General features: G+C 62.5%; 19 protein-coding genes. 4 read left to right on the plus strand and 15 right to left on the minus strand.

What is annotated here, in order from left to right; genetic code table 11:
- Positions 1-2: 2 nt before the first annotated feature.
- The 10 genes from FJ956_RS06440 to moaA form a co-directional block, all read right to left on the minus strand.
- Positions 3-872 (minus strand): NAD(P)-dependent oxidoreductase, encoded by an 870-nt coding sequence (locus FJ956_RS06440; RefSeq protein WP_140672910.1) that lies wholly within the window; start codon positions 870-872, stop codon positions 3-5.
- Between the two features lie 112 nt (positions 873-984).
- Positions 985-1,809, minus strand: coding sequence for an ABC transporter permease (locus FJ956_RS06445; RefSeq protein ID WP_140672911.1), 825 nt, complete (start codon positions 1,807-1,809; stop codon positions 985-987).
- Positions 1,806-2,522 (minus strand): ABC transporter permease, encoded by a 717-nt coding sequence (locus FJ956_RS06450; RefSeq protein WP_140672912.1) that lies wholly within the window; start codon positions 2,520-2,522, stop codon positions 1,806-1,808. The genes FJ956_RS06445 and FJ956_RS06450 overlap by 4 nt, the downstream gene beginning before the upstream one ends.
- A 78-nt stretch (positions 2,523-2,600) precedes the next feature.
- A complete protein-coding gene (locus FJ956_RS06455) occupies positions 2,601-3,386 on the minus strand; it encodes an ABC transporter substrate-binding protein (RefSeq protein WP_140672913.1) in 786 nt (261 codons plus the stop codon).
- A 151-nt stretch (positions 3,387-3,537) separates the two neighbouring features.
- Positions 3,538-4,053 carry a molybdopterin-guanine dinucleotide biosynthesis protein B gene (mobB, locus tag FJ956_RS06460; RefSeq protein ID WP_140672914.1) on the minus strand — a complete coding sequence of 172 codons (516 nt, stop codon included), beginning with the start codon at positions 4,051-4,053 and terminating at the stop codon, positions 3,538-3,540.
- Positions 4,050-4,682 (minus strand): molybdenum cofactor guanylyltransferase MobA, encoded by a 633-nt coding sequence (gene mobA / locus FJ956_RS06465; protein ID WP_140672915.1) that lies wholly within the window; start codon positions 4,680-4,682, stop codon positions 4,050-4,052. Before mobA ends, mobB begins: the two co-directional genes overlap by 4 nt.
- 4 nt (positions 4,683-4,686) lie before the next feature.
- On the minus strand, positions 4,687-5,607 hold the full coding sequence (locus tag FJ956_RS06470) for a DMT family transporter (RefSeq protein ID WP_140672916.1): 921 nt from the start codon (positions 5,605-5,607) through the stop codon (positions 4,687-4,689).
- 123 nt (positions 5,608-5,730) lie between these two features.
- Positions 5,731-6,087 (minus strand): hypothetical protein, encoded by a 357-nt coding sequence (locus FJ956_RS06475; RefSeq protein ID WP_140672917.1) that lies wholly within the window; start codon positions 6,085-6,087, stop codon positions 5,731-5,733.
- 88 nt (positions 6,088-6,175) lie between these two features.
- Positions 6,176-6,682 (minus strand): hypothetical protein, encoded by a 507-nt coding sequence (locus FJ956_RS06480; RefSeq protein ID WP_140672918.1) that lies wholly within the window; start codon positions 6,680-6,682, stop codon positions 6,176-6,178.
- 55 nt (positions 6,683-6,737) lie between these two features.
- A complete protein-coding gene (gene moaA / locus FJ956_RS06485; RefSeq protein WP_140672919.1) occupies positions 6,738-7,733 on the minus strand; it encodes a GTP 3',8-cyclase MoaA in 996 nt (331 codons plus the stop codon).
- A gap of 196 nt (positions 7,734-7,929) precedes the next feature.
- Between moaA and FJ956_RS06490 the strand changes: the two genes are divergently transcribed.
- A complete protein-coding gene (locus tag FJ956_RS06490; protein ID WP_140672920.1) occupies positions 7,930-8,283 on the plus strand; it encodes a DUF971 domain-containing protein in 354 nt (117 codons plus the stop codon).
- Here the strand turns inward: FJ956_RS06490 and FJ956_RS06495 are convergent.
- Positions 8,280-8,735, minus strand: a complete 456-nt coding sequence (locus tag FJ956_RS06495; RefSeq protein ID WP_140672921.1) for a nuclear transport factor 2 family protein — start codon at positions 8,733-8,735, stop codon at positions 8,280-8,282. The genes FJ956_RS06490 and FJ956_RS06495 overlap by 4 nt on opposite strands.
- Positions 8,736-8,882: 147 nt before the next feature.
- Between FJ956_RS06495 and FJ956_RS06500 the strand changes: the two genes are divergently transcribed.
- Positions 8,883-9,494 (plus strand): pyridoxamine 5'-phosphate oxidase family protein, encoded by a 612-nt coding sequence (locus FJ956_RS06500; protein ID WP_140672922.1) that lies wholly within the window; start codon positions 8,883-8,885, stop codon positions 9,492-9,494.
- Positions 9,495-9,506: 12 nt separating this feature from the next.
- Here the strand turns inward: FJ956_RS06500 and FJ956_RS06505 are convergent, their stop codons facing one another.
- Complete coding sequence (locus FJ956_RS06505) at positions 9,507-9,959, minus strand: MarR family transcriptional regulator (protein WP_027169363.1); 453 nt, start codon at positions 9,957-9,959, stop codon at positions 9,507-9,509.
- Between the two features lie 47 nt (positions 9,960-10,006).
- Here FJ956_RS06505 and FJ956_RS06510 point away from each other — a divergent pair, with 47 nt between their 5' ends.
- Positions 10,007-10,915: an alpha/beta hydrolase gene (locus FJ956_RS06510; RefSeq protein WP_140672923.1), complete on the plus strand. Its 909-nt coding sequence runs from the start codon at positions 10,007-10,009 to the stop codon at positions 10,913-10,915.
- A gap of 100 nt (positions 10,916-11,015) precedes the next feature.
- Here the strand turns inward: FJ956_RS06510 and plsY are convergent, their stop codons facing one another.
- From plsY to FJ956_RS06525, 3 genes are all read right to left on the minus strand, one after another.
- Positions 11,016-11,705, minus strand: a complete 690-nt coding sequence (gene plsY, locus FJ956_RS06515; RefSeq protein ID WP_140672924.1) for a glycerol-3-phosphate 1-O-acyltransferase PlsY — start codon at positions 11,703-11,705, stop codon at positions 11,016-11,018.
- A 32-nt stretch (positions 11,706-11,737) separates the two neighbouring features.
- The gene (locus FJ956_RS06520; RefSeq protein WP_140672925.1) at positions 11,738-12,139 is read right to left on the minus strand and encodes a rhodanese-like domain-containing protein; all 402 of its coding nucleotides are present in this window, start codon (positions 12,137-12,139) and stop codon (positions 11,738-11,740) included.
- A gap of 166 nt (positions 12,140-12,305) precedes the next feature.
- Positions 12,306-12,917, minus strand: a complete 612-nt coding sequence (locus FJ956_RS06525) for a TetR/AcrR family transcriptional regulator (protein ID WP_140672926.1) — start codon at positions 12,915-12,917, stop codon at positions 12,306-12,308.
- A gap of 104 nt (positions 12,918-13,021) precedes the next feature.
- Between FJ956_RS06525 and FJ956_RS06530 the strand changes: the two genes are divergently transcribed.
- Entirely contained in the window at positions 13,022-13,768 is a 747-nt protein-coding gene (locus FJ956_RS06530; RefSeq protein ID WP_140672927.1) for a 3-oxoacyl-ACP reductase family protein, read from the plus strand.
- Positions 13,769-13,978: the final 210 nt, after the last annotated feature.

The raw sequence follows: 13,978 nt of genomic DNA on the forward strand, positions 1-13,978 counted from the left end.
GCCTATTTTTCGAGGCGTGCAAGCAGCGAGGACGTGTCCCAGCGCTTGCCGCCCATGTCCTGCACATCCTTGTAGAACTGGTCGACAAGCGCCGTCACCGGCAGCTTGGCGCCGTTGCGGTTGGCCTCCGCCAGGCAGATGCCGAGATCCTTGCGCATCCAGTCGACGGCGAAGCCGAAATCATATTTGCCGGCATTCATCGTCTTGTGGCGGTTCTCCATCTGCCAGGAGCCGGCCGCTCCCTTGGAGATCACCTCGATCACCTTCTCGATGTCGAGCCCCGCCTTCTTGCCGAAATGGATGCCTTCGGCCAGCCCCTGGACGAGGCCGGCAATGGCGATCTGGTTGATCATTTTCGTCAGCTGGCCGGCACCCGCCGATCCCATCAGGCCGACCATGCGGGCGTAGGCGTCGATGACGGGCCTCGCCTTGTCGAAGGCGGCCTCATCGCCGCCGACCATGACGGTCAGCACGCCGTTCTCGGCGCCGGCCTGGCCGCCGGACACCGGCGCGTCGAGGAAGGAGAAACCCGCCTTGCGCGCGGCTTCGTCAAGCTCGCGCGCGACCTCGGCCGAGGCAGTGGTGTTGTCGATGAAGATGGCGCCTTTCTTCATCGCGGCGAAGGCGCCGTTCGCACCTGTGGTGACCGAGCGCAGATCATCGTCATTGCCGACGCAGGAGAAGACGAAGTCCTTGTCTTCGGCCGCTTCGGCCGGCGTCAGCGCCAGTTTGCCGCCATGCTGGGCCACCCACTGCTCGGCCTTTGCGTTGGTGCGGTTGTAGACGGTGACGTCATGGCCGCCCTTGTTCCTGAGGTGCCCGGCCATCGGATGGCCCATGACGCCAAGACCGAGAAATGCCACCGATGCCATAGCCTGCCTTCCAACAAAACACAGTTTCCAGTGGCGGAAGGTCTAGGCCATGCGAAAAATTCGTCAAGGCACGCAGAGCCACTTCGGCTGGTGCAGACGGCCGGGCGGCAATCTACCGATGCAGATGGATGGTGATGCGGCGCTCGATCCATTCGACGCCGTGGCGCAGGATCTCGACCATCACCAGATAGACTACCGCCACCCAGATATAGGCCTGGATGTCGAAGGATTTTGCGTAGGCGAGCTTGGCGTTGCCCATCAGGTCGTAGACCGTGATGATGGCAACGATGGCTGAAGCCTTGATCATCAGGATGAGCTCGTTGCCATAGGGCCTCAGCGCGACGATGATCGCCTGGGGCAGGACCACTTTGCGCAGCGTCTGCAATTTGTGGAGGCCGAGCGAAGCCGCACCTTCCCACTGGCCGCGCGGCACGCTCTCGATGGCACCGCGCAGAATTTCGGCCTGATAGGCGGCGGTGTTGAGCGAGAAGGCAAAGACGCCGCAATAGAAGGCTTCGCGGAAGAACCACCACAGCCCGACCGTCTCAAGCTCGGGCCGGAAGGAGCCGACGCCGTAATAGACCAGGTAGGTTTGCACGAGCAGCGGCGTGCCGCGGAAGAAATAGACATAGCAATAGGCAAGCCCGGACAGGATCGGGTGCTTCGACATGCGGCCATAGGCGACCGGAAGCGACAGGATTGCGCCAAGGATCATCGAGATGGCGACCAGCGACAGGGTGGTTCCCAGGCCCTGCAGATAAGCTGGGGCGTATCTGGCGAAGAACTCGGCGTTCCAGGCATAGACCAGATAGGCGACGATGCCGGCGCCGAACAGCACCCAGACGCCGACCAGCGCGTAGCCGAGGATACGGGCTCGCGACCAGCCTCGCGCTTGCGGCGGCGGCCTGTCGATCGCAATGGCCTGGCTGGCGCTCATCGCGCTTCCCTCCGTCCGAGATAGCGCAGGATGTAGCTCGTGGCGATCGACGACAGGACGGCCAGCGCCAGGAAGATCAGCGCCGCGACGCTGTAGAAGAGGAAGGAATGCTTGGTGACGCGCGCCGCGACACCGGACTGGCGCAAGGTCTCGGCCAGATTGACCACCGAGACCAGGGATGTGTCCTTGAGCAGGCTCAGCCAGCAATTCTCCAGGCCTGGAAAAGCGATGCGTATCAGTTGCGGCAGGATCACCAGCCGCATCGTCTGCCATTTCGACAGGCCAATGGCGTAGCCGCCCTCATACTGGCCTTTCGGAATGGCACGGAACGCGGAGAGAAAGACCTCGCTGGCATAGGAAGAGAAGATCAGCGACAACACGATCATACCGGCGATGAAGCTGTTGACGTCGATCGTCGCGTCGGGATTGAACAACCGCACGACATATTGCAGGAGAAGCGGCATGCCGAAGAAGAACAGGAACAGGGTCACCAGTTCGGGCAGACCGCGAAAGACCGTGGTGTAGATGTTGCCCGCCAGGCGCAGCGACGGCTCTTCGTGCTGCTTGGCGAAGGCGACGAAAAAGCCGATCACCAAGCCAATCGGCAGTGTGGCAAGCGCCAGCGCAATGGTGACCAGAACGCCAGACGCAATGTCGTCACTCCAGCCATCCGGTCCCCAGCTGAGAAGTGTCCAAATGCTTTGGGCCGGCATTGACGGGTCGTGTCTCCGTGGCGATCCCGGAAGGATTTAAGGGCAGCGAGGGATTCCTCGCCGCCCTTGGCTTGTCGATCAGGATTCGGCGCCGTAGACGTCGAACTTGAAGTACTTGTCGTTGATTTCCTTGTATTTTCCGTTCTTGCGGATGGTGTCGATCGCTTCGTTCAGCTTGTTGACCAGATCGGTCTCGCCCTTGCGCACGGCGATGCCGGCGCCCGGTCCGAAGATATCGACCGGCTGCGGCGAAGGCTGGCCGAGGATCTTGCAGCAGGCGCCGTCCGGCGAATCCAGCCACTGCTGCAGCACGACGATGTCGTCCTCGATGGCGTCGAGACGGCCATTGGCGAGGTCGGCCTGTTCCTCAGGGCTGCTCGGATAGCCCTTGATGGTGCTGTCGGTGTAGGTCTTCGAAGCATAGTTGTAATGCGTGGTCGTGGTGGCGACGCCGATGTTCTTGCCGGCGAGGTCTTCCTTGGTCACGCCCTTGAGCGGCGAATCCTTCGGCACGGCGATGGCCGACGGGGTGTTGTAGTATTTGTGGGTGAAGTCGACCTTCTCGGCGCGCTCGGGCGTGATCGACATCGAGGCGACGATGGCGTCGAACTTGCCGGCCTGGAGCGCCGGGATGATGCCGTCCCAATCCTGCGCGACGAAGGTGCACTTCACCTTCATCTCGTCGCAGAGCGCCTTGGCGATATCGATGTCGAAGCCGACCAGCTGGCCGTCCGAGGTCAGGTTGTTGAAGGGCGGATACGCGCCTTCGGTGCCGATCCTCAGGGTCTTTTCCTGAGCCTGGGCGACGCCAAGTGTCAGCAGCGCGGCCGAAGCGGCAAGCGCGATACGCAGTGCAATACGCATGATAATCCTCTCATATTGTCATGGCCGCTGTCCCGTGCGGCTCTTGTGGGCGGAGCTTCTTTACCGCCCGCTGAGGCGGATACTCCCACTCTTTCCAAGAAAAAAGCAACTGCAAATCAACGCCAAACGACAATCAGGATGTGCCGCTGCGTTACTTGGTTTGAGCCACGAGACCTGTGCTGCGCTCGACAAAGTCGGCTATCGATTTCGTGTCATTGAGATCGAAAACCGGCAACGTTTCGCCTTCGACTGTAAAGTCGGCGGCAATGGCGACAATGTTGGGATCATTGGCCGAAAGCGGCGTCCGGTCCTTGGCCTCGAGCCGCCTTGCCTCAATCTTCTTGTGCGCTTCGCGCTTATAGCCTTCGACCAGCACGATATCCGAGGGCGTCAGCCGCGCCAGGATGTCGTCCAGCGTCGGTTCGTTCTTTCCACGCAATTCGTGCATCAGCGCCCAGCGCCGGTCGGAGACGATCGCGACCTCGGCGGCGCCCGCCTGCCGATGGCGGAAGCTGTCGGCGCCCGGCTTGTCGATGTCGAAGTCATGGTGAGCGTGCTTCACCGTCGAAACCGTCCAGCCGCGCGCCACCAGTTCGGTGACCAGCTTTTCCGTCAGGGTCGTCTTGCCGGAGTTCTTCCAGCCGGTGATGCCGAATACGCGTCTCATGGCCCGAGGCTTTGCAACAGACGCTCCGCCACCGCAAGGTCGTTCGGCGTGTTGATGTTGAAGAACGGATCGATCTTCTGGTTGCCAGCCTCGATCATGGAGAATTCGACCTCGACATGACCATGGCGCCCCATGAAGGCCGAAACCCGCCGGTTGTCCTCGTCGACCAGGAAATGATGCAAGGCGTCGCGCAGGCCGAGCGGCCAGAGCGCGAAGGTCGGGTGCCATCTGCCGTCCGAACTGGCGACGGCGATCGCGCCAGGCCGGTCGTGAACTGCCGCGACCAGGCGCTCGACGAGGTCGTCGGGAAAGAACGGCGTGTCGCCGGCGGCACTCATCAGCCACCGGCAGCTCGTTTGCGTCGTCGCCCATTCGAGGCCGGTGAGAATGCCCGCCAGCGGTCCGGCGTGGCCGGGCACCGTATCTTCCAGCACCGGCAGGTCCAGGGCGGCAAACCGCGCCGGATCGCCATTCGCGTTGAGCCCCAGGGTCGCGACCTGCGGCTTCAATCGGCGGGCGACATGATCGATCAGCCTGCCATTACCCAGCGAGAGCAACGGCTTGTCGCCGCCGCCCATCCGGCGCGACTGGCCTCCCGCCAGAATGATCCCCGCAACATGTCGGTCCATCGGCCTATATGCCGTCCGGTGCCATGTCGGGTCCAGCGCTTTCGGCGGCAGGTTGCCGCCTGCCGACGACCCGCTCGCGGTAGAGCGCATAGAGGCCGGAGCCGATGATGATGACTGCACCGACGATCATGGGCAGGTCTGGGACGTCGCCGAAGATGACGAGGCCGAGCAGGATCGACCAGAGCAGGGCGGTGTAGCGGAAGGGCGCGATGAAGGAGATGTCGCCCGAGCGCATCGCCATGATGATGAATTGATAGCCGATGAGCACCAGCACCGCCGCAAGCGCCAGAAGCGCGGTCGCTCGGCCGCTCATCGGAGTCCAGCCGCCCATTGGCGACAAAAGCAGCGCACCGAGAACCGTCATGGCAAGCGCGGTCGCCGTCGACACCAGCATGGTCGGGATCGCCTCGGGAATGCGCTTGGTGGCGAGATCGCGCACCGCGCAGCAGGCGACGCTGGTCAATGCCAGCAGCGAATAGACGCTGAAGCCCTCGAAGCCCGGCCGCACGATGATCATCACGCCGGCGAAGCCGACCGCAATGGCAAGCCAGCGCCGCCAGCCGACGCCTTCGCCGAAGAACAGCGCCGCGCCCATGGTCACCGCCAGCGGCAGCGCCTGCAGCACGGCCGAGACGTTGGCGATCGGCAAATGCGCAAGCGCGATCAGGAACGATACCGTGGCGCCGGCTTCGCCCGCCACGCGCGTCGCCACCATCGGCTGCAGCATGGCTGCCGGATTGGCAAGCGCGCCGCGCCGCCAGGCCAGCAGACCGACGAACAGGGACGCGAAGGCGCCGCGCACCAGCATGACCTGCGCCATGTTCATCGATTCGGACGAGAATTTGGTGATCGCATCGTTCAAGGTGAAGCCGACCATGGCCACGATCATGAACAGCGCGCCGCGCAGATTTGGCGAGAGGGGCAAGGGCGTTTCCGGATTTATTTTAATTCAGCCGTCTAGCAGGCAGCCGGAAAACAGCAACGGCAAAGAAATGGGCCACGAATTTCCGCGTGGCCCATGAGATCGATTTGCGGAGCTTTGGAAGGCTTACTTCGGCGTCAGAACTTCGGTGCCGTTGCCGTTCTGGCCGGCGATGGTCCATAGCCCGTGCAGGGAGCCGTCCTTCTCGATCTTGTAGACGACGAGACCGATTTCCTTGCCCATCGCGTAGCCGGCGGAAAATGCATTGTCGTTACGCATGCAGATGCCGTCCGAGGTCGAGCCGCCGGTTTCCCAGTGGATCGTGCAGGTCGTGTCGCTGGTCAGCGTGATGGTTGCCTCGCCGCCATATTTGGAACCGTCGAAATTCGTGCCGGCGACGGTATAGGTGCCGCCGATCGACTGAGCCGCGGCCGATACGGAAGCAACCCCAAGCATTGCAAGCGAAAGCATGAATGTGCGCATGTGCACTCCCCCTAGAGCGAAAATCGCAAGGCAGAGGCTAGGCTGGAAAAGGTCGGGGGTAAATCGGACGGAAGGTGGTGTGGATGGTTTATTTCCAGTGTGGCCCGGACGCTTCGTGCAGGCTGGCGCCGATGGCTCCGACCAGCGGATCGTATTTTGCCTTGAGTGCCGCGGGATACTCAATGAAGACGCTATGGATTACGTCCTCTTTGCCGAACACGCTTCGCCGATAAAAGATTTTGTCACCCTTCGTGCCAGACAGCACCGCCCAGTTCTTGCCGGTCTTGCTGTAGGTTACTTTCTCGCCTGGCTCGGGGCTCGTTTTTTCATTCTCGACGAGGCTCTTGGGCGTGTCGTCGAGCGCATTGTAGCTGCCGTAACAGGCCACGCTGGCGCCGTCGGCGCTGTGCCACTCCAGGCCGTCGCCATTTTCGGGCTCGGGCATGCGCTCGGTGAAGATCTGGTCCGGAAAAGCGCACACCGTGCCGAAGCGCGCATTGACATAAGTGAACGGCTTGGCCAGCGCCGTTGTCGTCAAGTTCGTCGACAAGAACAGAAGCGCGGAAAACAAGTCGATACGATGCAGATGTTGCATGATCCCCCCTTTGGTCGATGATCGGGAGCGATCATGCATCAAGCCGGAGAAAAAATCAGCCGCCGGTGACGCTCATATGCCGCGATACCGAAGGACGGCTGGTGCGGCGGTCGATGATGAAATCATGGCCCTTGGGCTTGCGGCCGATGGCTTCGTCGATTGCCGCGTCGAGCAGCTCGTTGCCTTCGGAGGCGCGCAGCGGCGCCCGGAGATCGGCCGCGTCTTCCTGGCCTAGGCACATATAGAGCGTGCCGGTGCAGGTCAGGCGCACGCGGTTGCAGCTTTCGCAGAAATTGTGCGTCATCGGCGTGATGAAGCCGAGCCGGCCGCCGGTCTCCGTGACATGGACATAGCGGGCGGGACCGCCGGTCTTGTAGGGGATGTCGGCGAGCGTGAACTGGCGCTCCAGCGAGGCGCGCAGCAGCGACAGCGGCAGATACTGGTCGGTGCGGTCGGCCTCGATCTCGCCCATCGGCATCGTCTCGATGAGGGTGAGATCCATGCCGCGGCCATGCGCCCAGCGCATCAGCTCGGGAATCTCGGCGTCGTTGAAGTCGCGTAGCGCAACCGCATTGAGCTTGATCTTCAGCCCGGCCTTCTGCGCGGCATCGATGCCTTCCATGACCTTGCCGAGATTGCCCCAGCGCGTGATCTGGTGGAATTTGCCGGCATCGAGCGTGTCGAGCGAGACGTTGATGCGCTTGACGCCGCAGTCGGCGAGCTCGGCGGCGAAGCGCGAAAGCTGCGAGCCGTTGGTGGTCAGCGTCAGCTCTTCCAGAGCGCCGCTTTCCAGATGCCGCGACAGCTGGCGCACCAGATGCATGATGTTCTTGCGCACCAGCGGCTCGCCGCCGGTCAGCCGCAGCTTCTTCACGCCTTTCTCGATGAAAACGGTGCAGAGCCGGTCGAGCTCTTCCAGCGACAGCAGATCCTTCTTCGGCAGGAAGGTCATGTCCTCGGCCATGCAATAGGTGCAGCGGAAATCGCAGCGGTCGGTAACCGACACGCGCAGGTAGCTGATCGTGCGACCGAAGGGGTCGATCATGTCCATTTGCAAGCGTTTCCCATGGCCTGAGCGGCTTCGTTATATACAGCTATGTGATACGATCCAATGCCGCATTCAAGATAGAAGGTCTCGATCTTTGGTAACATTCCCCGACCGACATCGCGTGTCGGCTGCTTCCTAATGATCCTTTTCGGATCGAGCGAAGCGGCGTAGGTAAGGGCGCAACCCAGACAGGACAGCCATGACCGCGCCAAAGGAACTCAGGGTCTCGAAGGACCGCAAGCTCTTGACCGTGACCTTCCCCGGCCACCAACCGTTCGAATTGCCGGCGGAATTCCTGCGCGTGGCCTCGCCGTCGGCGGAGGTGCAGGGCCATTCGCCGGAGCAGCGCGTCACCGTGCCCGGCAAGCGCAATGTCGCGATCCTCAAGATCGAGCCGGTCGGCAACTATGCGGTGCGCATTACCTTCGACGACTTCCACGACACCGGCATCTTCACCTGGAGCTATCTGCACACGCTCGGCCACGAAAAGGACGAGCGCTGGAATGCCTATCTCGCGGAACTCCAGGAGAAGGGGCTGAGCCGCGACCGCTAGGCCATCCTGTCCGCGTCTTTCGGCTTGGCCAGGGCTGCCAGGATCTCGCTGGTGTCGTAGTAGAAGGGTGTGCCTTCAATCAGCCGACCATTCCTGAAGCGCAGGACTTCGGCAAACGGCTGCTTTATCGTCACGCCGTTGGCTCGCGCCGTCAGCGAAAGCGTGCAGCTCATAAAGACGACGTCATCTTTTTGCGCCGCCTGAAGGTTCTCCACCGCAACACCGCTCCAGCTTTCGTGCATCGTCTGGAAAAGAGCGGCGATGCCTTCAAGGCCGTTCCAGTCGCCGGCATAGGGCAGTGAGCGCGGTTCATGCACGACGACATCCCTGTGGAAGGCGCTGGTCAGCATCTCGATGTTGCCCGACTCCGATTGCAGGAATCGCATTTCAACGTCGAACATGTTTTCGAGAAGTTCCATGGCGGTGCTTTGCCGCTCAACTGCTTTGTCCATGTCGATCTCCGCGTCCGTTTTGTACGGTGAACACGGTTTGCGCCGGAAATCATCGTGTCGACACCCGTTTCCTGATTGTCAGGTTTGGCACGTCGCGAGGACGTCATAGAGTTGGGGTAACGCCGGCAAAGGTTCGGAGGCGGGAAAATGTCTGAGATTACCACGGTCGAACAGCTCGAAGCGCTCTATGGGCTGCCCGGCGAAGCTTCGACGGTCAAGGAACTCGACCATGTGATTCCCGAATATGCCGCCTTCATCGAGGCATCGCCCTTCGTGGCGCTGGCGACCAGCGGTCCTGAGGGGCTCGACTGCTCGCCACGCGGCGATCTCGGGGGCTTCGTACGCATCGTCGACGACAAGACGCTGATGATGCCGGATAGGCGCGGCAACAACCGCGCCGATTCGCTGAAGAACATCATTCGCGATCCGCGCGTCGGGCTGCTCTTTCTGGTGCCGGGCTCGGGCACCACGCTGCGCGTCAACGGCCGCGCTCATATCACAACCGATGCCGGGCTTTGCGCGTCCTTCACGGTCGACGGCAAGCCGGCTCGCTCGGTCACCGTCATCGATGTCGACACGGTCTATTTCCAATGCGCCCGCGCCATCGTGCGCTCCGAGCTCTGGAACCCGGCCAGGCATGTCGATCCGAAGTCGCTGCCGACGCCCGGCCAGATCCTCGAGGTCACAAGCCGCAAGAACATCGATGCCGAGGCCTATGACAAGGAATGGCCGGAGCGGGCGAAGAAAACCATGTGGTAATCGGAAGCCGGCTCAGGCTTCCTTCAGCACGTCGGCGATCTTGCGCATCTGCTCGCCGATCATGTCGCACTGCTCCGGCGTCGACTGGCTCATCGCCTTCTCGATCAGCGCCATGTGAACCTTCAGCGCCTTCATCAGCAGGGCTTCGCCCGCCTCGGTGAGGTTCAGCCTCAGCACCCGCTTGTCCTTCTCGTCGCCTTCGCGCCGCAGCAGGCCGCGGGCTTCCAGCTGCGGCAACAGCATGGTGATGTTGGAGCGGCCGACGAGCAGCTTGCGGGCAAGGTCGTGCTGCGACATGCCGGGGTGGCGATAGAGGTTCATCAGCACGTCGAGCTGCGCCGGCTTGAGATCGAGCGGGGCGAGCTTCACCGCCAGCGTGCGCTCCAGCACATGGCAGGCGCGCGCCACCGCAACCCAGTTGCGAAAGCGAGGATTGTCCCAGGGCAGCTCTTGTTTAATGTTCATGTTTGAACTATTATGTTCATGCTTGAACGAATGGATGGATCGCCAATATGGCATCATTTGGATTGAAGGTCATCCGCGGCGTCTTTGGCGCGGCCGAGCATGTCATGCCGCGTCTCGGCGGCCGCGCCGCATTCGAATTGTTTTGCCGCACACCCAATGTCAAATCCTTGAGCGACGGTGAGCGTCGCGCTGTCGAACGCGCCTCGGATTTCATGGCCGAGGCGCGCCACCACCGGCTGAAGACCAGAACGGACTGCGTGGCGGTGCATGAATTCCGCCCGGAGCCGGGCAGGGAGCCGCGCGGAACGGTGCTCGTAATCCATGGCTGGCGTTCGCGCACCGAATATATGCGCGCCCTGATCGAAGGGTTTTGCGGCGCCGGCTACAAGGTCGTCTCGCTCGACCTGCCAGGGCATGGCCATTCGCTCGGCCGCCATCTCAACATGGTGACAGCCGTGGACGCGGCGCGGGTCGCCGGCGAATGGTTCGGCCCCTTTGCCGCCGTCGTCGGCCATTCCTTCGGCGGCGCGATTGCCGCCAATGCCGTTGCCGCATCGGTCAAGGACATGCCGCCGCTTGCGGCGCAAAAGCTGGTGCTGATTGCCGCGCCGAGCTCGCTGCCGGCAATCTTCGACGACTTCAGCGATATGATGAATGTCGGGCCGCGCTCCCGCGTCGCCATGGCGGATCGGGTAAAGCATCTGTCGGGCCGGCCACTCAGCGAGTTCACCGGCGACCGCCAGCTCGTGGAGGCGTCGGTGCCGACATTGATCATCCACGCTTCGGACGATCGTGAAGTCCATGCCGAGCATGCGAAGCGTTACGCGGGCGCCGGCGAGCATGTCCACCTGCATTGGGCCGACGGGCTTGGCCACCGCCGTATCCTCGCGGACAAGGATGTGGTCGCGCGCGCAGTGGGTTTTGTGACCGGGCAGCGGGAAGCGACCCTGCACTAAAGCGCGTCGCGCTGAAACGGATTCAGGCGACGCGCTTTAGGTCTTTGTTTTGATGCATGTCGTTGTCCCAGAACCGCTGCACACTTCTGGGCGACATCCACTAGGGGATTTGCGGGCCTGCGTTCGGTCCCGGGCCGCCGCCGCCAAGGCGTGGCTCCGTTCCCGCCAGCAGCCGCTGAATGTTGGCGCGGTGGCGCAGGATCACGTAGAGGCTGCCCGCGATCACCAGCAACCGATAAGGCAATGGTTGCTCCAAGCCGCAGACAAGCGCGACCGACGTCAGCGCCGCCAGCATCGAGCTCAGGGAAACGATCCGGAAAAGAGCGAGGGTGACCGCAAATGCCGTGACGGCACCCAATCCTACAGGCCACGACATCGCCAGCAGCACGCCAAGTCCCGTCGCGGCGGATTTTCCGCCCGCGAAATTCAGCCAGATCGACCGGCCGTGCCCCAGCAGCACGGCAAGTCCGGCCAGGCAAACGAGCCAGGGTGCCAAGGTCTGCAGTACAAGCGCCGTCGGTGGCGTGGCGGACGATATCGCGTAGCACCAGGGATAAAACCAGCGGACAAAGACGACCGCCGCCACGCCTTTCAGCACATCGACAAGCAGAACCGCCAATGCCGGCCACTTGCCCAAGGTTCTGAGCACATTGGTTGCGCCGGTGGATCTGGAGCCGTGCTCGCGTATGTCGATGCCCTTGAGCAGTCTGCCGGCCAGGTAGCCGGTGGGCGTGGAGCCGAGCAGATAGGCGACCGCCAATCCGACCGCACTCGCTATCCAGAAAACCATCGATCGATTCCAGACGTTGCGGAAAACTGCAATCAGTCTGCCTTCTTTTTCTGCCCCGGCTCGATCGGCAGGCCGGCGGCTTTCCAGGCGGTGTAGCCGCCGAGGATGTGCTTGACTGGCGTCAGGCCCATGTCCTGCGCCGTCTTGGTGGCCAAGGCCGAGCGCCAGCCGCCGGCGCAGAAGAAGACGAAGGTCTTTCCGCTGGCGAAGAACGGCTTGTGATAGGGGCTTTCGGGATCGATCCAGAATTCCAGCATGCCGCGCGTCACGTGCTTGGCGCCGGGGATCTTGCCGTCGCGCTCGACCTCGCGCGGATCGCGCAGATCGACGAAGATGGTATCGTCGTCCTCCAGCAGCCCCGCTGCCTCTTCCGGCGAAACCACTTCGATCTCGGCATTCGCCTCGTCGAGCAGCTGGCGATAACCTTTCTTCACGGTAAATCCTCCCGGCCACGCTTGCCGCGGCCGCCGAAATTTCGATCACAAAGCCTTGCGTTTGTCACGGGGGCAGGCGTTAGATCGTGATGGCGTTCGTTGAATCGCCATCACGATCTAACTCTTTGTTGGAGCATGATCTTTCTCCGGTTCCCACTTTTCGGGATCATGCTCTGGCACCGGCCATCGTCGTCCACGCTGCCATGGCGCCGGCGACGGTCGCCATCAGGGCGGCATGGGTCGCGCCGTCGCGCGCCTGGATGGACATGCCATGCTGTACGGTGGCGAAGAAGGTGGCAGCGGCCTGGCAATCGAAGTCGGCCGGCAACTCGCCTTCAGCCACGGCCCGCTTCAGACGCGTTTCGAGCGCCGTCTGGTTTTCGGCGCGGCGGCGGCGCAGATCCTGGCAGATGAGCCCTTGCGTCGAATCTTGATGCAAGGCTCCGAGCGCGATAAGACAACCTTGCGGCCGGTCGGTCTGCGAATAGGCCTTGGCCGTCTCGGTCAAAAATCCCTCGATGGCCAGCCGCGCGGTCGGGGCTTCTTCGAGCGTCGACCAGATATCGGTGCCCTCGCTGCGTGTGTAGAGGTCGGTTGCTTCGAGGAAGAGCGCCTCTTTGCTGCCGAAGGCGACGTAGAGGCTTGGCGAGTTGATGCCCATGGCCGCGGTCAGGTCGCTGAGCGATGCGCCCTCATAGCCCTTGGCCCAGAAAACTTCCATCGCCCGATGCAAGGCTGCGGCTCGATCAAAGCTGCGTGGGCGGCCTCTGTCCGACATGACGTCCTTCTTCTTTCTGTGTCGATCGATACATAATTCACTTGACGGCGCCGGGCAAGCTTGACAGGTATTTATGTATCGATCGCTACATAAAGGAGAATTCGATGTCTTCCAACCAACTGCGCGGCAAGACCGCATTAGTGACCGGCGGCAGCCGCGGTATTGGCGCGGCAATCGCCAAAAGGCTGGCGCGTGAGGGCGCGAGCGTTGCTTTGACCTATGTGAATGGCGAGGCGCAGGCGCAGGCTGTCGCCGATGAGATCGCGGCGGCAGGCGAACGTGCCGTCGCCATCAAGGCCGATAGCCGCGATGCCTTGGCGATCGAGCGCGCCGTCGACCAGGCGATGGACACGTTTGGGCGGCTCGACATCCTGGTCAACAGCGCCGGCATATGGCGCGCCGCGCCGATCGATGCCCTTTCGCTCGCCGATTTCGACGAGAGCATGGAGGTCAATCTGCGGGCGCCTTTCGTCGCATCCAAGGCCGCTTCCCGGTACATGGTGGACGGCGGCAGGATCATCTCGATCGGCAGCAATCTGGCCGAACGCGTGACGGATACCGGGCTCAGCGCCTATTCGACCAGCAAGGCGGCGCTGATCGGGTTGACGAAGGCGCTCGCGCGCGACCTCGGCCCTCGCGGCATCACCGCCAACATCGTGCATCCAGGTTCCACCGACACCGACATGAACCCCGCCAACGGGCCGCATGCGGAGCACCAGCGCCGGAAGATGGCGACGCCGCGCTTCGGCGAGGCCGAGGAGATCGCGGGAATGGTGGCTTGGCTGGCTAGCCCCGAAGGCCGCTTCGTCACGGGAGCCTCGTTGACCATCGACGGCGGCGCCAACGCCTGATTGTTTTCTGCGCCTTCGCGAGGACGTGAGGCCCGGGGCAAATCGCTGCCTCGGGTCTCACAATGATGTGAAACTGTTCTGCAACACGGCCGCGAAAATTTATGGAAGCTTAACGAAATCGGTATGAATCGGTATAGTCACGTCATACATCCGCCATGCGGAGGGCGGGACCGTCCAGCGGCGCGGAACGGGAACCGGTTACAACCGGTG

Source organism: Mesorhizobium sp. B2-4-3, assembly GCF_006442815.1.
Classification (GTDB): Bacteria; Pseudomonadota; Alphaproteobacteria; order Rhizobiales; family Rhizobiaceae; genus Mesorhizobium.